The organism is Limnohabitans sp. (genome assembly GCF_046052825.1).
In the GTDB taxonomy this organism is placed as follows: domain Bacteria; phylum Pseudomonadota; class Gammaproteobacteria; order Burkholderiales; family Burkholderiaceae_C; genus Limnohabitans.
Genome location: NZ_JAVLFP010000058.1, coordinates 20,718 through 39,967 on the forward strand (window position 1 = coordinate 20,718; position 19,250 = coordinate 39,967).

Here is a 19,250-nt window from a genome sequence, read left to right on the forward strand (position 1 = left end):
CCCTTAGATTCGGATTTATTACTTCTGAACAAACCTCAACACCATCTCCACAATGTTTTGCCGCCTTGAGGCCACTGCGGCGGCCGAGGCTTTGCCGCGCTTGAAGATCAACCCGAAGGTGTGCTTGTTGGACACGTTGAAGAAGGTCAAGGCCGAGATCGATGCATGGATGTCCACCGGATCTAAACCTTGCCGAAACACACCGGCCGTCACACCGCGCTCGTACAAATGGCGAATGGCCTCAATGGCCGGCACATTCAATTGCTGAATGATCTTGCTTTGGCTCAAATATTGACCACGCTGGATGTTCTCGTTCATCACCAAGCGGACGTAATACTCGTTGGCGGAATGGTGGTCAAAGGTAAACGCCACCAAACGCTTGAGCGCTTCCTCTGGGTCGAGGTCGTTCAAATGCAGCGAACTTTCAATTTGACGCATGCTGCGGTAGGCCTCTTCCAAGACCGCCACATACAGGCCCTCTTTGGAGCCAAAGTAGTAATAGATCATGCGCTTGCTGGTGCGGGTGGCGGCAGCGATCTCATCAATGCGCGCGCCACTCAAGCCCTTGTCGGCAAACTCGGTGGTGGCCACTTCTAAAATTTCGGCCATGGTGCGGGCCGGATCGTTCGTTCGTGTGGGTTGGGCGGCGCTCTTTTGTACGATTTGGTTCATTTCAAAAGTATAAATCTGAGTCAACACAACGCAAACGGCATTCCTCACGCCTCACGGATAATGTGGGTGATTTTGAATAGCAATGCATGAACAAGCAACCTGAGTCGAACTTCTCTTTTGACCTGATGGCCCTGTCCATCTTGGCGGGTGGTTTATTTTGTGGGATGCATTTGCTCAACGGTTGGCTGCTCAAGCAAGTTGAGATCAACCATCACATCAGTCTCATTTATCTGCCTGGTTTTTTGCGCTTAGCCAATGTGTTGGTGCTGGGCTTGTTGTGGGGTTCAATCGCCACAACCATGGGCGGCATCATGCTGATGCTCTGGACTTCAGAAAGCTGGGGCATCGCCCTGAGCAATGTGGCCGTTTCTGCGGGCGGTGCCGCGTTGGCGATTGTGGCCTTGCAGGTGTTGCTGCAGCGTCGCTTGTCGTTGGGCAAATTGTCTGACCTGCTTCGCTTGGCCCTGCTGTACGCGGTGCTGAATGCGCTTTGCCATCATGTGCTGTGGAGCCTGATCGATCCCTCGCAACTGGTCGATCGGCAGCAGGTTTTCTACATGGTGATTGGTGACGTCAATGGCGCGGTGATTGGCGCATTTGCCCTGCGCTGGATGGCCCAACACACTCGCATCAAGCGCTTTGCTCGCCGGCAGGCTTTTGGATCAGAAGCGGTCGACACGCACCCACGCTAAAGCTTGCGCGGGCCAAATCGGTCAGGTAGCGCGCTTGGGTTTGGACAGGTCCACGCCAAGTTGTTTGAGCTTGCGGTAGAGGTGCGTGCGCTCAAGTCCGGTCTTTTCGGCCACCCGCGTCATGGAGCCGTTTTCTTGGCTCAGGTGAAATTCGAAATAGGTTCGCTCGAAAGCGTCACGTGCATCACGCAAGGGCAGGTCCAACTCAAAACTTTGATGCGTTGGCGGCAGCACCACCGCTTGCGCAGAACCGACAGACGCTGAAACTGTTTCTGAAGCAAGCGTCGAGGGGTTTCTTACCAAGGAGGGCGCCACAGCTTTGCGCACCAAGGCTTGCTCCACCGCTTTGAGCAACTTTTGCAGCGTGATGGGTTTTTCCAAAAAGGCCTGGGCACCTATGCGGGTGGCTTCCACCGCCGTGTCGATGGTGGCGTGGCCGCTCATCATGATCACAGGCATGGTCAACAAACCTGCTGCGGCCCACTCTTTGAGCAAGGTCACCCCATCCATGTCGGGCATCCAAATATCCAGCAAAACCAAGTCGGGGCGAGCCGCCAGACGGGCGGCGCGTGCTGCTGCGGCATTTTCTGCCACCTCAACGGCGTGACCTTCGTCGTTGAGAATTTCTGACAAGAGGTCACGAATGCCCAACTCGTCATCAACCACCAAAATATTTGCCATGAAAGAACGTGTTTCGCTGAATTAGAGCAAGGAGTGTTGCTGCTCACCAACAGGGAATGATAACGACACTTGTGCACCGACCACCACACCTGAGAGTTCGCGGTTCTTCAAATCAATGCGTGCGCCATGTTCATCGGCAATTTTTTTCACCACGGCCAAGCCCAAACCCGTGCCTCGGCTCTTGGTTGAGACATAGGGTTCAAAAGCACGTTTGAGGATTTTGCTTGGGAAACCAGGCCCGTTGTCGCGCACCACCAAGCGAACCCGCCCTGATGTAGGCACCCACTGGGTGGCAATGAACACCTCCGCGGGGACCGCCCCTTCTGTGGCGTCTTGTGCGTTTTGCAGCAGGTTGTGCACGACTTGTCGGAGTTGTTGCGCATCGCCCTGAATGGCGGGGCAGTCTCTGTCGAGCTCCACACGCACGGGCACCAACGCGTTTTCATTGCCGTACAGCTGCAAGATGTCCTGCACCAAAGCATTCAAATCCAAGGGATGCAACTCGGCCACCGGCAAGCGGGCATAGTCGCGGAACTCGTTGACCAACCGCTTCATGGCATCAACTTGGTCCACGATGGTTTTGACTGACTTGTTCAACATCACTTGGTCTGGCTCGGACAGTTTCCCGTCGAGCTTCATGGCCAAGCGCTCTGCGGAGAGCTGTATCGGGGTCAGTGGGTTTTTGATCTCATGGGCCAAACGTCGCGCCACTTCGCCCCAAGCTTGCGCGCGCTGCGCAGAGACAATTTCAGAGATGTCATCAAATACCAACAACCGAGCATGGTTTGGCAAGACCGCGCCCCTTGCCAGCAACGTGATGTGCTGACGCGTGTCATCCACCATTTCAACCGCGGGGCTCATCATGGTGGCGTGCAGTTCAAACGACTGCTGCCAATGGTCCAAGCCGTGCTGACTGCGCTCGCCCAAAAAACCGTCGAATTCTTGCTGGACATGCTGCGCAAACTCAGCCATGCCCTCGATCTCTCCCAATGCCCGTCCTTCCCACGCTGCCAGCGGAACCCGCAAGATGCGCGTGGCGCCAGGGTTCGACGATTGAATGACGCCAGACCCATCGAGCACGATGACCCCGGCCGTGAGGTTGTCCAAAATGGTTTGTAAATTGGCACGGGCATGGCTGACCTGCCCCATGCTGCGATCCACCGCGGCGCGCGCCTCCGACAGTTGCTGAGTCATCTGCGCAAAAGAACGGGTCAATCCCCCCAACTCATCCCGACCTTGAAGCGCCGGTTTAGGACTCAAATCACCCGCCGCCACATCACGCACGCCCTGCGCCAGCATCAAGAGAGGCCGTGCCAGTTGGTTGCCCAGCAACACCGCCAACAACACGGCACCAAAGACCGCCAAGAACAAACTCAGCGTCAAAGTACCGATGTACATGCTGCGCAAACCATCACGCCCTAAGGCGCGCTCTTGGTATTCACGGTAGGCCTGTTCTACCGCTAAGGCGTTGTTCACCAGGGTGGGTGGAATGGCCTTGGTCACTTGCAGCACGCGAGGCTCCACCAACAGCCCCAGACCCGAGGCCGGCACCAGTGCCAAGGCTTTGATTCGGGCTTGTGCATTGCCCTTGGTCTGAGCCTCTTCCAAGCCATCGATAGACGTCACCCATCCTTGGGATTTGGCTTGTCGCAGCTCCACAGAGGATGGCCGGTCGGGGTTGATTTTGAAACGGGAATTTCCGGCGCCAGCCAAAGCTTGTCCACTGGTGTTCCACAAAATCACGTCGTCCGCACCCAATTGATCGCGCAGCCGCTCTAAGCTCAGCCCCACAGAAGCATCTGGCAAGTCAATGATTTGCGATGCGGAGGCTCGTGTTTTCTGGCCCAAATCGCTGGCCAAACTGTCCAGGGTTGCGCGCCCAAGGCTCAAGCCAGCGTCGAGCGCACCTTCCACTTTGACGTCGAACCAACTCTCGATCGAGCGGGACACAAATTGGTAAGACACGCTGTAGATCAACAAGCCGGGCAGCAACCCCACCAGGGCAAACGTGGCTGCAATCTTGAGCAACAAACGGCTGCCAAATTTGCCCTGTTTCAGGCGCAGCATCAAGCGCAAACAAAGCCACAAAATCACCAACATCAACAAGGTGGCGACCACCACATTCAAGATGAACAACTGCCGATAGTTGCGCTCGTAGAGTTCTCGGTTGTCGGTGGCCTGTGTCAACAAAAACAACAACACCAGACCCAAACCAATCACCACCGCCGCGCTGACCACCATCAACCAGCGCACTTGAAGCCCGGTCAACTTCACGCTGTCGAGGGCTTGGATTTTCATGGGCCAGGCTCCAGCACCAAACGCTGTGTTTTAGCCAGTTTGAGGTTCCATTCACTCTGACTCGCAGCACCCATCTGCAAGGGCCGGGGCAATTGGTTGAGGTCCAACCTGAAGCTGATTTCCAAACTCTGCCGTGCATCCGCCTCCACATCTGAGGCCGCCCCTACACGCCATTGCACCACGCGGCGCACGGCCACCAAGGCGTCTTCCAAGGTGTCATGGGTCTGCCCAATGTTCATGCCCAAACCAGTTGCACTGAAAGGTTTGGGAGAGACGTTGACGCGCCAACGACGCGTCAGGGGCATGTAGGTGACGCGCACATGACGCTCGGCGTGGCTCACACGCTGGTCGTAAAAGTACCAACGTTCGCGAAAGATGTCGATCTCCGTCACGAAATACAAGGAAACGCCCTTGTACATGGCCTCTTCCAGCACGGTCGGCAACTCGAACTCCAAGTTCGCCGAGGCATAGACGCCTTGTTCAAAGCGCACGATCTTCAGGTTTTGCAATTCAACGGGAGTGGCAGCCCATGCCGTGGACAGGCTCCAGGGACACAGCAGCCCCCAAGCCAAGAGGCGCAGCATGCGCGCGCAGCAAAGCGTCAAAGACTCAAAGCGCCAATTTCTTTTCCAGCAGTGCGTAATAGAAGCCATCGTGATCACCCGATAGATTGTCAGCGAGGGCAGCGCCGGTGAGCACAGTTTGGGGTCTTAAATGGCCCAGACAGGGCAGCAATTGGGCGTCAGTGTTGTGTCCAACAAACGTTTTGAGCTGATCGTCCCCTTCTGCTTTGAAGACCGAGCAGGTGCAGTACAACAATCGGCCGCCGGGCCGCACCAAAGGCCAAAGTGTGTTGAGCAGGTTTTTCTGAATGGCGGCCAACTGCGCCACATCGGTTTCGCGCCGCAACCAGCGTACGTCCGGATGTCGCCGAACGATGCCGGACGCCGTACATGGGGCGTCTAACAGCACAGCATCAAACAACTGGCCGTCCCACCACTGCTGAGGGTGGGCGGCATCTGCGGCCACCACTTGGGCTTGGAGGCCGAGGCGTTGCAGGTTTTGATCGATACGCTCACACCGCTGCGGATCAATGTCCAAGGCCACGACTTGGTCATGCGGCCCCAGCAGCTCCAACAGATGTGCGGTCTTTCCACCCGGCGCGGCGCAGGCGTCCAACACACGCCAACCAGCGGCTGTCGGCGGCCTGAGCCCCGATAGCAGGCCTTGAGCCGCACATTGGGCGGCAGCGTCTTGAACCGAGCACAGGCCCTCCTCAAAGCCCGGGATCTCGCGCACTGCAAGCGCTTGCCCCAAAACCAAGCCTTGCTGCCCCACCGGTGAAGAGGCCATGCCTGCTGCTTGCCAGCGCAACTGCAAAGCGTCGCGGGTGGTGCGTTGTGTGTTCACACGCAAGGTCATCGGTGCCGCTTGGTTGTTGGCTTGCAAAATGCTTTGCCAGTGTTCGGGATGGTCTTTTTGCAGCAGCTTGATCCACCACAGCGGATGGTTCCATTGGGCTTGCGGCGCTTGATCTGTGGCCAGCACCAAGGCATCACGTTCACGCAAAAAGCGGCGCAGGCATGCATTGAGAAAATTTGCTTGGCCCTGCAAGGCACGGGTCTTTTTAGCGGCCTCTACCGCTTGGTTGACCAAGGTATGGGGCTCATACGGCGCATGCGCTTCGTCCCACGCCAATGCCAAGGCGCTGCACAGCAAGGCATCGGGTAAAGGTGCCGGTGCACGGGGCGCCAATTGGGCGCGCAGTGCTTGGGCACGACCCAACTGTCGCAGCACTTGAAACAACAAGGCTTGAACGCCAGGGCGCAACGCGGATGGCACTGCCGCCAAAGCTGCGGTGCCAGACACACCGCGGCGCACTTGCGCCAATGCATGTGCAACCGCTTGCAACTGCTGCCAAAGGGCCACAGGTGCAACAGAAGGTGTGGTCATTCGAGTCGTCGTCCGGGTTTGTATTTGAAAACGCGCGCCAACAAGTTGGCAGGAAACATGGCGATCGCTTGGTTGTAGGTGTCGACGGCTTGGTTGAAGCGTTGCACATCGGGTTGGATGGAAATGCTCAGCTCCGCCCAACGTTGGGTCAACTCGTCGGGCACGCTGACGTAATAAACGTCCGGATGCGTGAGCGCTCCCCAGGCATCTTGTAAGTCTCGGCTGGTGGCCACGAGGGCAATGGCCGATGAAGGCTCCAGAGGGTGCTCTTGCATGCGCGCTAAGGCCATGGCCGACAAATTGGCCGCTACCTGCAACCGCGTCCAATGGCTGGCGCCCAATTCAGGGGCCACAGCGGTGTGCCATCCAGAGGGCGACGTCACAGCGGCTGTGGTGGCATCTTGCACCAGACCTTGGTAGCGCAACATCAACTCTTCGAGCACGCCAAATTGTTTGGTCACCAATGTGCGCATTTTGACCAAGCGCTGATAGGCACCAACAGCCCAAAACACACCCACCGCGACCAACAGCCAGAACCACCAAGCATCCACCATGCCGTCACCTTTCGTCTTGCTTTGACACGCCCACCCCATCAACAACAAAGGCCCTTGCGGGCCTTTGTTGTGGGATCGCTTTACGCTTCCTCGCCAGCGCCTTCGTCGGCGTGGGCCTCTCCCGAGGCCTCCGCCAGCTCAGCCGCTTCGGCTTCGGCAATGGCACGGCGCTCGGCGTCGTCCATGGCGTCTTTGACCTTGCGCGCTTTGTGATAGGCCATGCCCGTGCCGGCTGGAATCAGACGGCCCACGATGACGTTTTCTTTCAAGCCACGCAACTCGTCGCGTTTGCCCATGATGGCCGCTTCGGTCAGCACGCGGGTGGTTTCCTGGAAGGAAGCCGCCGAGATGAACGAGTCGGTCGACAAGGATGCCTTGGTGATACCCAGCAACAAGTTGCTGAATGTCGCCGGGATCTTGCCGTCTTTTTGCAGCGCTTCGTTGGTGTTGAGAATTTCAGAACGCTCCACTTGCTCACCGGCGATGTAGTTGGAGTCACCCACGTTTTCAACCACCACGCGACGCAGCATCTGACGCACGATCACTTCAATGTGCTTGTCGTTGATCTTCACGCCTTGCAAGCGGTACACATCTTGCACTTCGTCGACGATGTAGCGAGCCAACTCTTCCATGCCGAGCAAGCGCAAGATGTCTTGTGGATCGGCTGGGCCGTCCACCACGCTCTCGCCCTTGTTGACCACTTGGCCTTCGTGGACCAAGATGTTCTTCTCTTTGGGAATGAGTTCGTCCCACACTTTGCCTTCTGGGTCAGTGATCTGCAAACGAACCTTGCCTTTGGTCTCTTTACCAAACGACACGGTACCGGTCATCTCGGCCAGCATGCCCTTGTCTTTGGGGCTGCGGGCTTCGAACAGTTCGGCCACGCGTGGCAAACCACCCGTGATGTCGCGGGTCTTTTGACCTTCGACCGGGATACGGGCGAGCACTTCGCCTGGGCCCACATCTTGACCGTCACGCACTTGAATCAAAGCACCAATTTGGAAGCCAATGGTCACGGCGTGGTCGGTGCCAGGGATCTTGACTTCTTTGCCAGCCGCGTCGATCAGCTTGACCTGTGGACGCACCACCTTGGTCGAGCCGCGACGCTTGGGATCGATCACCACCAAGGTGGACAGACCCGTCACTTCGTCAAGCTGCTTGGCAACCGTCAGGCCTTCTTCCACGTTCTCGAACAACACCTTGCCGGCGAATTCGGTGATGATGGGTCGGGTCAATGGGTCCCAGTTGGCCAAGATCACACCGGCCTTGAGCGACTGGTCGGCCTTGACCGACAAGATCGCACCGTAGGGCACTTTGTGACGCTCACGCTCACGGCCATGCTCGTCGCTGATGATGATTTCGCCAGAGCGCGAAATCACCACCAACTCACCTTTGCTGTTGGTCACATAACGCATCGTGGCGTTGAAGCCGATCACGCCGTTGGACTTCGCTTCCACGCTGGAGGCAATGGCTGCACGCGATGCAGCGCCACCGATGTGGAAGGTACGCATGGTCAGCTGGGTGCCTGGTTCGCCGATGGACTGTGCAGCAATCACGCCGACCGCTTCACCGTTGTTGACCAAACCACCGCGACCGAGGTCACGGCCATAGCACTTGGCGCACAAACCAAAACGTGTTTCGCAGTTCAATGCCGTGCGCACTTTCACTTCGTCCACACCTTCGGCTTCGAAGATGTCGATCAAGTCTTCGTCCAGCATCTCGCCAGCCTTGGCCAGCACGGCACGGGTTTCGGGATGCACCACATCTTCAACCGCGGTGCGGCCCAAGATACGGTCACGCAAAGATTCGATGACCTCACCACCTTCGACAATGGCGCGCATCAGTTGGCCATTGACGGTTCCGCAATCCAACTCGGTCACGACCAAGTCTTGCGTCACGTCCACCAAACGACGGGTCAGGTAACCCGAGTTGGCGGTCTTCAACGCGGTATCGGCCAAGCCTTTACGTGCGCCGTGGGTCGAAATGAAGTACTGCAACACGTTGAGGCCTTCACGGAAGTTCGCCGTGATAGGCGTCTCGATGATCGAGCCGTCAGGTTTGGCCATCAAACCACGCATACCCGCCAATTGGCGAATCTGAGCGGCAGAACCACGCGCGCCTGAGTCGGCCATCATGTAGATGGAGTTGAACGACTCTTGCTCGACTTCGTTGCCATGACGGTCAATGGTTTTCTCTTTGCGGAGTTGGTCCATCATCACCTTGGACACGGCGTCACCCGCCTTGCCCCAGATGTCCACCACTTTGTTGTAACGCTCACCAGAGGTCACCAGACCCGAGACGTATTGCTGCTCGATGTCTTTGACTTCTTTTTCTGACGCGGCAATGATGGCGGGCTTTTCAGTCGGCACCAACATGTCGTCAATGGCGATCGAAATGCCAGCGCGGGTGGCCAGACGGAAACCGTTTTGCAACAGCTTGTCGGCAAACACCACGGTTTCTTTCAAACCGCACTTGCGGAATGCCGTGTTGATGAGTTTGGAAATTTCTTTCTTCTTCAACGCTTTGTTGAGGTTGGAGAAAGGCAAGCCTTTGGGCAAGATTTCCGACAGCAGGGCGCGACCGACGGTGGTGTCGACCAAGCTGGTGGAGGGAATGAACTCGCCCGACTCTTTGTCTTTGGTCCACTCGGTCATGCGCACGCTGACCTTGGCGGTCAACTCCACGGCACCGGCGTCCAATGCGCGCTGCACTTCACCGACGTTGGAGAAGATCAAGCCTTCGCCTTTGCCGTTGATGCGGTCGCGGGTGGCGTAGTACAAGCCCAACACCACGTCTTGTGACGGCACGATGGAGGGTTCGCCGTTGGCCGGGAACAAGATGTTGTTCGAAGCCAGCATCAAGGTGCGGGCTTCCATCTGTGCTTCCACCGACAAAGGCACGTGAACGGCCATCTGGTCACCGTCGAAGTCGGCGTTGAAGGCCGAGCAAACGAGGGGGTGCAACTGAATGGCTTTGCCTTCGATCAGGATCGGCTCAAACGCTTGAATGCCCAAGCGGTGGAGCGTAGGCGCACGGTTGAGCATGACGGGGTGCTCTTTGATCACCTCTTCCAAGATGTCCCACACCACGGCCGAGCCCGATTCAACTTCTTTCTTCGCTGCCTTGATGGTGGTTGCAATGCCCATGGCTTCGAGGCGCGAGAAGATGAACGGCTTGAACAATTCAAGCGCCATCAACTTGGGCAAACCGCACTGGTGCAGCTTGAGTGTTGGGCCCACGGTGATCACCGAACGACCGGAGTAGTCGACGCGTTTGCCCAGCAAGTTTTGACGGAAACGACCGCTCTTGCCTTTGATCATGTCGGCCAAAGACTTCAGGGCACGTTTGTTGGCGCCTGTCATGGCCTTGCCGCGACGGCCATTGTCCAGCAAGCTGTCCACGGCTTCTTGCAACATGCGTTTTTCGTTGCGCGCGATGATTTCTGGCGCTTTGAGTTCCAGCAAACGGCGCAGACGGCTGTTGCGGTTGATGACGCGACGGTACAAGTCGTTCAAATCGGAGGTGGCGAAACGGCCACCGTCCAGAGGCACCAAAGGACGCAAGTCTGGTGGCAACACGGGCAGCACGGTCAGGACCATCCACTCGGGCTTGATGCCTGATTTCTTGAACGCTTCCATCAATTTCAAACGCTTGGCGTTTTTCTTGATTTTAAGTTCCGAACCTGTCAAGTCGTTGCGCAGTTTTTCGATTTCAACGTCGAGAACGAGCGCTTCGAGCAGGTCTTTGATACCTTCAGCGCCCATCTTGGCGGTGAATTCATCGCCGTACTCTTGCACTTTGGCATCGTAGTCGTCTTCGGTCATGATCGCGAATTTCTTCAACGGTGTCATGCCAGGATCGGTCACCACATAAGCTTCAAAGTACAACACGCGTTCGATGTCACGCAACGTCATGTCGAGCACCAAGCCCAAACGCGAAGGCAACGACTTCAAGAACCAGATGTGGGCGCAAGGTGCGGCCAAATCGATGTGGCCCATGCGTTCGCGACGCACTTTGGTCTGAGTGACCTCAACGCCACACTTCTCGCAGATCACACCACGGTGCTTGAGGCGCTTGTACTTGCCGCACAAGCATTCGTAGTCCTTGATGGGGCCAAAAATCTTGGCGCAAAACAGGCCGTCACGCTCAGGCTTGAAGGTGCGGTAGTTGATGGTTTCGGGTTTTTTGACTTCACCGAAAGACCACGAACGGATCTTTTCGGGCGAAGCCATGCCGATTTTGATGGCATCGAAATGCTCGTCGGGCGTGAACTGTTTGAACAGGTCGAGTAATGATTTCATGATTTATAAATCCTTTCGAACCTTGAATTAAGAACGTTCGAGTTCGATGTCGATACCGAGCGAACGAATTTCCTTGACCAACACGTTGAACGACTCGGGCATGCCCGCTTCGATGGCGTGTTCGCCTTTGACGATGCTCTCGTACACCTTGGTACGGCCTTGCACGTCGTCGGACTTGACCGTGAGCATTTCTTGCAGCGTGTAAGAGGCGCCATAAGCTTCCAAAGCCCACACCTCCATCTCGCCAAAACGCTGACCACCAAACTGTGCCTTGCCTCCCAGGGGTTGCTGGGTGACCAAGCTGTAGGGGCCCGTCGAACGCGCGTGCATCTTGTCGTCCACCAAGTGGTGCAACTTCAAGAAGTGCATGTAACCAATGGTGGTGGGACGGTCGAAAGCGTCGCCTGTTCGGCCATCGAACAAGTTGGCTTGGGTGCGTGTGGCGGTCAAGCCTTTGGCCTTGGCGATGTCGTCTGGGTATGCCAGTTTCAACATGGTGCGAATTTCTTCTTCACCCGCGCCGTCAAACACCGGCGTTGCGAAAGGCACACCGTTGGTCAAATTACCCGCCATCTCGACCACTTGCTCATCGGACAGCTTGCTCAGGTCTTCTTTGCGGCCCGTACCGTTGTAAAGCTCTTCCATGAAGACACGCAATTCAGCGGCTTTGGCTTCGGCTTGCAACATGTTGCCAATGCGCTGGCCAATGCCTTTGCCGGCCCAGCCCAAGTGCACTTCCAACACCTGACCCACGTTCATGCGCGAAGGCACGCCCAAGGGGTTGAGCACAATGTCGCACGGTGTGCCGTCTGCCATGAAGGGCATGTCTTCGACCGGAACGATCTTGGACACCACACCTTTGTTGCCGTGACGGCCGGCCATCTTGTCACCCGGCTGCAAGCGACGCTTGACGGCCAAGTAGACCTTGACCATCTTGAGCACGCCTGCGGGCAACTCGTCGCCTTGGGTGAGCTTTTTGCGTTTTTCTTCAAAAGCCAGGTCAAAGCTGTGACGGGTTTGTTCCATCGCATTTTTGATGCTTTCGAGCTGACCGGCCACTTCGTCGTCCGCTGGGCGGATGTCGAACCAGTGGAACTTCTCGACCGAGGCCATGTAGGCTTTGTCGATCTTGCTGCCTTTGGCCAGCTTGTTGGGGCCGCCATTGGCAGTTTTGCCATTCAACAATTTCTCGATACGGTCAAACGCGTCCGCCTCCACGATGCGCAGTTGGTCGTTCAAGTCCAAGCGGAAACGCTTGAGTTCGTCGTCAATGATCTGCTGGGCACGCTTGTCACGCACGATGCCTTCACGGGTGAAGACCTGCACGTCGATCACGGTGCCTTGTGAGCCTTGGCTCACGCGCAACGAGGTGTCTTTCACATCGCTGGCTTTTTCACCAAAGATGGCGCGCAGCAGTTTTTCTTCTGGCGTCAACGTGGTTTCGCCTTTGGGCGTGACCTTGCCCACCAGCGTGTCGCCGGGTTGCACTTCCGCCCCCACGTAGATGATGCCGGAGTCGTCCAAACGGTTGAGTTGTTGCTCGGCCAGGTTGGGGATGTCACGCGTGATTTCTTCGGCACCCAGCTTGGTGTCGCGCGCCATCACCACGAGTTCTTCGATGTGGATCGAGGTGTAGCGGTCTTCTGCCACCACGCGCTCGCTGATCAAAATCGAGTCTTCGAAGTTGTAACCGTTCCAAGGCATGAAGGCGATCAACATGTTTTGACCGATGGCGATTTCGCCCAGGTCGGTCGATGCGCCGTCGGCAATCACATCACCCTTGGCAATCTTGTCGCCACGCTTGACGATCGGACGCTGATGGATGTTGGTGTTTTGGTTGGAACGTTGGTACTTGATCAGGTTGTAGATGTCCACGCCCACTTCGCCGGCCAAGGCTTCGGCGTCGTTGACACGCACCACCACGCGGGTTGCGTCAACATAGTCGACCACACCGCCACGACTGGCCGTGACCACGGTCCCCGAGTCGATCGCCGCAACGCGCTCGATGCCGGTACCGACCATGGGTTTTTCAGGACGCAACACGGGCACGGCTTGGCGTGACATGTTGGCACCCATCAACGCGCGGTTGGCATCGTCGTGCTCCAAGAACGGCACCAAAGAGGCCGCCACGGAAACGATCTGCGCTGGCGACACGTCCATGTACTGGATGCGCTCGGCACCACACAAAATAGATTCGCCGTTGGCACGTGCTGACACCAGTTCGCCCGTGAGTTGGCCATCTTTGTCCAGCGCGGCGTTGGCCTGCGCAATGACGTACTTGCCTTCCTCGATGGCGGACAAGTAATCGATGTCCATCGTCACCTTGCCATCCACCACACGACGGTAGGGGGTTTCAATGAAACCATACTCGTTCAAACGGGCGTACAGGGCCAAAGAGTTGATCAAACCAATGTTTGGACCTTCAGGCGTTTCAATCGGACACACACGACCATAGTGGGTCACGTGCACGTCACGCACTTCAAAGCCAGCACGTTCGCGGGTCAAACCACCTGGGCCCAAGGCCGACACGCGGCGCTTGTGGGTGATCTCAGCCAAGGGGTTGGTCTGGTCCATGAACTGGGACAGCTGCGATGCGCCAAAGAATTCTTTGAGTGCCGCAGAAATAGGCTTGGAGTTGATCAAGTCGTGGGGCATGAGCGGCTCTTGCTCTGCTTGGCCCAAACGCTCTTTCACTGCTTTTTCGATACGTGCCAAACCGGTACGGTATTGGTTCTCGGCCAATTCACCCACACAGCGCACGCGGCGGTTGCCCAAGTGGTCGATGTCATCGACTTCGCCACGGCCATTGCGCAAATCAACCAAGATTTTCACCACCGACAAAATGTCGTCATTGGTCAAGACCATGGGGCCAGTGGATTCGGCAGTGCCGACCTTGGCGTTGAATTTCATACGACCCACGCGCGACAGATCGTAGGTGTCGGGGTTGTAGAACAAGCGCTGGAACAGGGCTTGCACGGCGTCTTCGGTTGGCGGCTCGCCAGGACGCATCATGCGGTAAATGGCCACACGTGCAGCGAACTCGTCCACGGTCTCATCAATGCGCAGCGTCTGCGACATGTAAGTGCCTTGGTCCAATTCGTTGGTGTAGATGCACTGCAAATCTTGCACGCCAGCTTCACGCAATTTTTTGAGCAAGGCTTCGGTCAACTCGTCGTTGGCGCGGGCAATCAATTCGCCAGTGTCGCTGTCGATGATGTTTTTTGCCACCACACGACCCACCAGAAAATCTTCTGGCACGCTGATGTGCGTGGTGTTGGTTTGCTCCAATTCGCGGGTGTGACGTGCCGTCACGCGCTTGTCCTTGGCCACAACCACTTGACCCGATTTGTCGGTGATGTCAAAACGGGCGACTTCACCACGCAAACGCTCGGCCACAAATTCCATTTGTGCGCCAGTGTCCATCAAGCGGAAGTTGTCGTTTACAAAGAAGTTGGCCAGAATGGTTTCGGGCGTCAGGCCAATGGCCTTCAACAAAATGGTGACAGGCATCTTGCGGCGACGGTCAACACGGAAGTACAGCAAGTCTTTGGGGTCGAATTCGAAGTCGAGCCAAGAACCGCGGTAAGGGATGATCCGTGCGCTGAACAAAAGCTTGCCCGAGCTGTGGGTCTTGCCCTTGTCGTGCTCAAAGAACACGCCAGGCGAGCGGTGCAACTGAGACACGATCACGCGCTCCGTGCCGTTGATGATGAAAGAGCCTTTGTCGGTCATCAAAGGCACTTCGCCCATGTAGACCTCTTGCTCTTTGACTTCTTTGACCACCTTGGATTGGGGGGTCGATGACTCACGGTCATAAATGATCAGTTGCACGCGCGCACGCACAGCCGACGAAAAAGTCAGCCCACGTGTTTGGCATTCGCGCACATCAAAGGCGGGCTTGGCCAAGTTGTACTCAAGGTACTTCATCTCGACAAAACCATTGTGCGAGACGATAGGGAAAGCCGCTTCAAAAGCAGCTTGTAAACCCTCTTGGGTGCGCTTCTTGGGCGCGACATCAGCTTGCAAAAAGGCGGTGTACGCGTCTTTTTGCATTTGCAACAAATAAGGAACTTCCAGCACGCTGTCGCGGCTGCCGAAACTCTTGCGGATGCGCTTGCGTTCGGTGTATGAATAGGCCATGAGATCTCCGGGCTTGATCTTTCAGAACTGTTTGCCGCATGAAACACCGCAGGGCTTCATGCAACAGGCTTGGCGGCTGGCCTCTACCAGCGTTGGCGGACGGTTGCGCATTGCACGCAACCCGAACCAAGGCATCTTCTGCAGTTGGAGTCAGAAGACACTCAAAAATCTGCGGGGCATTCCAGCTGATTTTTGGGTGTGCTCTGTAAGCACCAAAGGCTGGAGGTCCTTGTGGGACTCTCCAGCCTTAAAGAAGGACCGAATTACTTCAGTTCGGCCTTAGCACCAGCTTCTTCCAGCTTCTTCTTGGCTGCTTCAGCGTCAGCCTTAGGCGCGCCTTCTTTCACAGCCTTGGGAGCGCCGTCAACCAGGTCTTTGGCTTCTTTCAAGCCCAAGCCAGTCAATTCACGCACTGCTTTGATCACGGACACTTTATTGGCGCCGGCTTCGAGCAAGATGACGTTGAATTCAGTCTGCTCTTCAGCAGCGGCAGCACCGCCACCACCAGCCGCGGCGGGAGCGGCCATTGCAGCCGCGCTCACACCAAACTTCTCTTCGATGGCTTTCACCAGTTCGTTGAGTTCCATGACCGTCATGCTGTCGAGCGCGGTCAAAAATGCGTCTTTATCGAATGCCATTTTTAATTCCTAACAATTGGTTAATACAGAGAAGCTGGCCTTAAGCGGCAACAGCTTCGCCTTCGCCTTTTTTGGCCGCCAAAGCGCCCAACACCACTGCGGTGCGAGACATAGGCGACATCAACAAGCCACACAACTGGGCCAGCAACACTTCTTTCGAAGGAATGCTTGCGAGTTGCTTTACGCCATTGACATCCAGAGCTTTGCCTGCAAATGCACCTGCGCGAATGACCAATTTGTCGTTGGTTTTCGCGAAGTCAGTCACCACCTTAGCGGCAGCCACAGCATCGACAGAGAAGCCATAGATCAGCGGGCCGGTCATCTGGTCAGCGACAATTTCAAACTGGCTGCCAGCCACAGCACGGCGTGCCAACGTGTTTTTCAACACGCTCAAGGTCACACCGGTGCTGCGCGCTTTGCTGCGCAGTTGGGTCATGTCTGCCACCGAGATGCCGCGGTATTCCGCCAACACCAGCGTTTGAGCTTGAGCGGCGAGCGTGGTCACTTCAGAAACGACCGCTTCTTTCTCACTGCGATTCAGACTCAAGGTCTACTCCTTTAAATGTGTCATCAGGCTTTTGCCCTTTGACACGCCACTTTTGCAGCGACCTAACTGTCAGGAAAAATCCATTTCAGCGGGATCGCCATCTGCGTTGGCTTTTCAATTAAGTGCGATCAAGTCACACACCAACGGTCTTGGATGGCCCGTTGCAGCACCGCAGCACTGCAACAGCCCACCACTCCGAGCCACGCTTGCGCGGAGCTCAGATTTTTGAACACTGTTTAGGCGTTCAAAGATTGCGTGTCTACGCGAACACCGATGCCCATGGTGGACGAAACGGCGAGCTTGCGCAAATAAATGCCCTTGCTTGAAGCTGGCTTTGATTTGTTCAAAGCCTCCACCAAAGCGGCCAAGTTACCTTGGAGCTTGTCGGTGTCGAATGAACGACGGCCGATGGTGGCGTGCACGATACCGGCCTTGTCCACACGGAACTGCACTTGACCTGCTTTGGCGTTTTTCACAGCCGTTGCAACGTCAGGCGTCACGGTGCCAACTTTGGGGTTAGGCATCAAGCCACGTGGGCCCAAAATCTGACCCAAGGTACCCACCACACGCATGGCGTCCGGCGCGGCGATCACCACGTCAAAGGGCATATCGCCAGCTTTGACCATGGCAGCCAAGTCATCCATACCCACGATGTCAGCACCGGCGGCTTTGGCTTCTTCGGCCTTGGCACCTTGCGCAAACACAGCGACGCGAGCAGTCTTGCCCGTGCCGTTGGGCAACACCACGGCGCCACGCACCACCTGGTCCGACTTCTTGGCATCAATGCCGAGCTGAACGGCCACGTCGATGGATTCGTCGAATTTGGCTGTCGCACACTCTTTGACGAGGCCAATGGCAGCGCTCAATGGATACAGCTTGTTGCTGTCGACTTTGCCGACGAAGGCTTTTTGTTTTTTAGTCAGCTTAGACATTTACACGCCCTCCACAGTCACACCCATCGAACGGGCAGAACCCGCGATGATGCGCACAGCAGCATCCAGATCAGCGGCAGTCAAGTCACTCATCTTGGCCTTGGCAATGTCTTCAAGTTGAGCGCGCGTGATCTTGCCCACTTTGTCAACGTGCGGCTTGGCCGAACCCTTGTCGAGCTTGATGGCCTTCTTGATCAAGGTGGTCGCTGGAGGCGTCTTGATGATGAAGGTGAATGACTTGTCTGCAAACGCAGTGATCACCACTGGCAATGGCAGACCTGGCTCAACGCCTTGGGTCTGGGCGTTGAACGCCTTGCAGAATTCCATGATGTTCAAACCGCGCTGGCCCAATGCAGGACCAATTGGCGGCGATGGATTGGCTTTACCAGCTGGCACTTGCAGCTTGATGAAGCCGACGATTTTTTTCGCCATGCTTTTCTCCTTGCGGGTACATGCGCCTGAGGTCTTTGAGACCCTGAGCTCCCCGGGGTTAACGACTCACTTCAAGAACTTGGCGCCGAGTCGGGAAGCACCAAGCCAAACCTCAACAAAATGGATCAGGTTTTTTCAACCTGTCCAAATTCCAATTCGACTGGTGTGGCACGACCAAAGATGGTCACGGACACACGCACTTTGTTTTTCTCGTAGTTGACTTCTTCGACCGAGCCGTTGAAGTCAGTGAATGGGCCATCTTTGACGCGCACCAACTCACCCACCATGAATTCGACCTTGTGGCGCGGCTTGTCCACACCATCTTGCATTTGGCTCACAATTTTCTGGACTTCTGCTTCAGAAATGGGCGCCGGACGGTTTTTTGCACCCCCCACAAAACCCGTCACTTTGTTGGTGTGCTTGACCAAGTGCCACGACTCGTCATCCATCACCATCTCAACAAATACATAGCCCGGGAAGAACTTGCGCTCAGCCGTGCGGCGCTGACCGTTCTTCATCTCCACCACTTCTTCCGTGGGGACCAAGATACGGCCGAACTTGCTGTCCATGCCAGCGCGAGCAATGCTCTCGCGGATGTTGCGCTCTACAGCCTTTTCCATGCCCGAGTAGGCATGCACCACATACCAACGCAAGTCGGGATTGACGGGCGCAGCAGGCGTAGCCTCTGCCGAGGGTTCGATGAGATCGGTCATTATTTTTTCCAGCCCAGAATCAGGTCGTAAAACACCCATTCGAGGGTCTTGTCGGTGAGCCAAAGAAACAAGGCCATGATCACCACAAAGGCAAACACGTACAGCGTCATCTGCGTCGACTCTTTGCGCGTGGGCCAAACCACCTTCTTGACTTCACGCCAAGCATCGCCACCAAAAGCCACCAACTGACGGCCAGGCAATGACAAAGCAAACACAACCACCGCAGCCACCAGACCCACCAGCAACGCCAACCACTGAACGATCACACCCTGAGGCACCAAGGCGTAAAAGCCAGCCACAGCAGCCACAACCAAGGCGGCCACCAACGCCAACTTGGCTTTGTCAGCAGCGGTCGAGACAGTTTCAATATTTGCAGCGGACATGAATGAAGAATTTATAGCGACAAGAGACAGGGCAGTGAAGACAGAGAAGCCCGCCGGAGTGGCGGGCTTGGCAGCCACCTGCTTTTCAACACTGAGTGGCAGGGGCGGAGGGAATCGAACCCCCATCGACGGTTTTGGAAACCGCTACTTTACCACTAAGCTACGCCCCTAAATTGACGGGTTAAGCAATGATCTTAGCAACCACGCCGGCACCCACAGTCTTACCACCTTCGCGGATGGCAAAGCGCAAGCCTTCTTCCATCGCAATCGGGTGGATCAACTTCACCGTGATCGACACGTTGTCACCAGGCATC

The 19,250-nt window shown here is 56.3% G+C and carries 15 protein-coding genes, 1 tRNA gene and 1 pseudogene; 1 reads left to right on the forward strand and 16 read right to left on the reverse strand.

Annotation, left to right across the window (positions count from 1 at the left end):
* Positions 1-18 precede the first annotated feature (18 nt).
* On the reverse strand, positions 19-672 hold the full coding sequence (locus tag ACKWJN_RS09835; RefSeq protein ID WP_408596447.1) for a TetR/AcrR family transcriptional regulator: 654 nt from the start codon (positions 670-672) through the stop codon (positions 19-21).
* Positions 673-758: 86 nt separating this feature from the next.
* On the opposite strand from ACKWJN_RS09835, the gene ACKWJN_RS09840 reads away from it, so the two are divergent.
* Positions 759-1,364: a hypothetical protein gene (locus tag ACKWJN_RS09840; RefSeq protein WP_408596449.1), complete on the forward strand. Its 606-nt coding sequence runs from the start codon at positions 759-761 to the stop codon at positions 1,362-1,364.
* 21 nt (positions 1,365-1,385) lie between these two features.
* Here the strand turns inward: ACKWJN_RS09840 and ACKWJN_RS09845 are convergent, their stop codons facing one another.
* The 15 genes and pseudogenes from ACKWJN_RS09845 to ACKWJN_RS09915 form a co-directional block, all read right to left on the reverse strand.
* Positions 1,386-2,045: a response regulator gene (locus ACKWJN_RS09845; RefSeq protein WP_408596450.1), complete on the reverse strand. Its 660-nt coding sequence runs from the start codon at positions 2,043-2,045 to the stop codon at positions 1,386-1,388.
* A gap of 21 nt (positions 2,046-2,066) precedes the next feature.
* Positions 2,067-4,343: an ATP-binding protein gene (locus tag ACKWJN_RS09850; RefSeq protein WP_408596452.1), complete on the reverse strand. Its 2,277-nt coding sequence runs from the start codon at positions 4,341-4,343 to the stop codon at positions 2,067-2,069.
* The gene (locus ACKWJN_RS09855) at positions 4,340-4,927 is read right to left on the reverse strand and encodes a DUF4390 domain-containing protein (RefSeq protein ID WP_408596454.1); all 588 of its coding nucleotides are present in this window, start codon (positions 4,925-4,927) and stop codon (positions 4,340-4,342) included. The genes ACKWJN_RS09850 and ACKWJN_RS09855 overlap by 4 nt, the downstream gene beginning before the upstream one ends.
* 25 nt (positions 4,928-4,952) lie before the next feature.
* Complete coding sequence (gene rsmB / locus ACKWJN_RS09860) at positions 4,953-6,296, reverse strand: 16S rRNA (cytosine(967)-C(5))-methyltransferase RsmB (protein ID WP_408596455.1); 1,344 nt, start codon at positions 6,294-6,296, stop codon at positions 4,953-4,955.
* Positions 6,293-6,850, reverse strand: a complete 558-nt coding sequence (locus ACKWJN_RS09865) for a LemA family protein (protein ID WP_408596457.1) — start codon at positions 6,848-6,850, stop codon at positions 6,293-6,295. The genes rsmB and ACKWJN_RS09865 overlap by 4 nt, the downstream gene beginning before the upstream one ends.
* Before the next feature lie 80 nt (positions 6,851-6,930).
* A complete protein-coding gene (gene rpoC, locus ACKWJN_RS09870; RefSeq protein WP_408596459.1) occupies positions 6,931-11,151 on the reverse strand; it encodes a DNA-directed RNA polymerase subunit beta' in 4,221 nt (1,406 codons plus the stop codon).
* Between the two features lie 27 nt (positions 11,152-11,178).
* Entirely contained in the window at positions 11,179-15,291 is a 4,113-nt protein-coding gene (rpoB, locus tag ACKWJN_RS09875) for a DNA-directed RNA polymerase subunit beta (protein ID WP_408596461.1), read from the reverse strand.
* Between the two features lie 263 nt (positions 15,292-15,554).
* Positions 15,555-15,929: a 50S ribosomal protein L7/L12 gene (gene rplL, locus ACKWJN_RS09880; RefSeq protein WP_408596463.1), complete on the reverse strand. Its 375-nt coding sequence runs from the start codon at positions 15,927-15,929 to the stop codon at positions 15,555-15,557.
* A gap of 40 nt (positions 15,930-15,969) precedes the next feature.
* Positions 15,970-16,476 (reverse strand): 50S ribosomal protein L10, encoded by a 507-nt coding sequence (gene rplJ, locus ACKWJN_RS09885; protein WP_408596464.1) that lies wholly within the window; start codon positions 16,474-16,476, stop codon positions 15,970-15,972.
* Between the two features lie 236 nt (positions 16,477-16,712).
* On the reverse strand, positions 16,713-17,408 hold the full coding sequence (rplA, locus tag ACKWJN_RS09890; RefSeq protein ID WP_408596466.1) for a 50S ribosomal protein L1: 696 nt from the start codon (positions 17,406-17,408) through the stop codon (positions 16,713-16,715).
* A complete protein-coding gene (gene rplK, locus ACKWJN_RS09895; protein ID WP_408596468.1) occupies positions 17,409-17,840 on the reverse strand; it encodes a 50S ribosomal protein L11 in 432 nt (143 codons plus the stop codon).
* A 125-nt stretch (positions 17,841-17,965) separates the two neighbouring features.
* Positions 17,966-18,553, reverse strand: a complete 588-nt coding sequence (nusG, locus tag ACKWJN_RS09900) for a transcription termination/antitermination protein NusG (RefSeq protein ID WP_408596469.1) — start codon at positions 18,551-18,553, stop codon at positions 17,966-17,968.
* Positions 18,553-18,936: a preprotein translocase subunit SecE gene (gene secE, locus ACKWJN_RS09905; protein ID WP_408596471.1), complete on the reverse strand. Its 384-nt coding sequence runs from the start codon at positions 18,934-18,936 to the stop codon at positions 18,553-18,555. Before secE ends, nusG begins: the two co-directional genes overlap by 1 nt.
* A gap of 96 nt (positions 18,937-19,032) precedes the next feature.
* Positions 19,033-19,106, reverse strand: a tRNA-Trp gene (locus tag ACKWJN_RS09910).
* A gap of 11 nt (positions 19,107-19,117) precedes the next feature.
* Positions 19,118-19,250, reverse strand: a pseudogene (locus ACKWJN_RS09915) (elongation factor Tu); the annotation flags it as partial.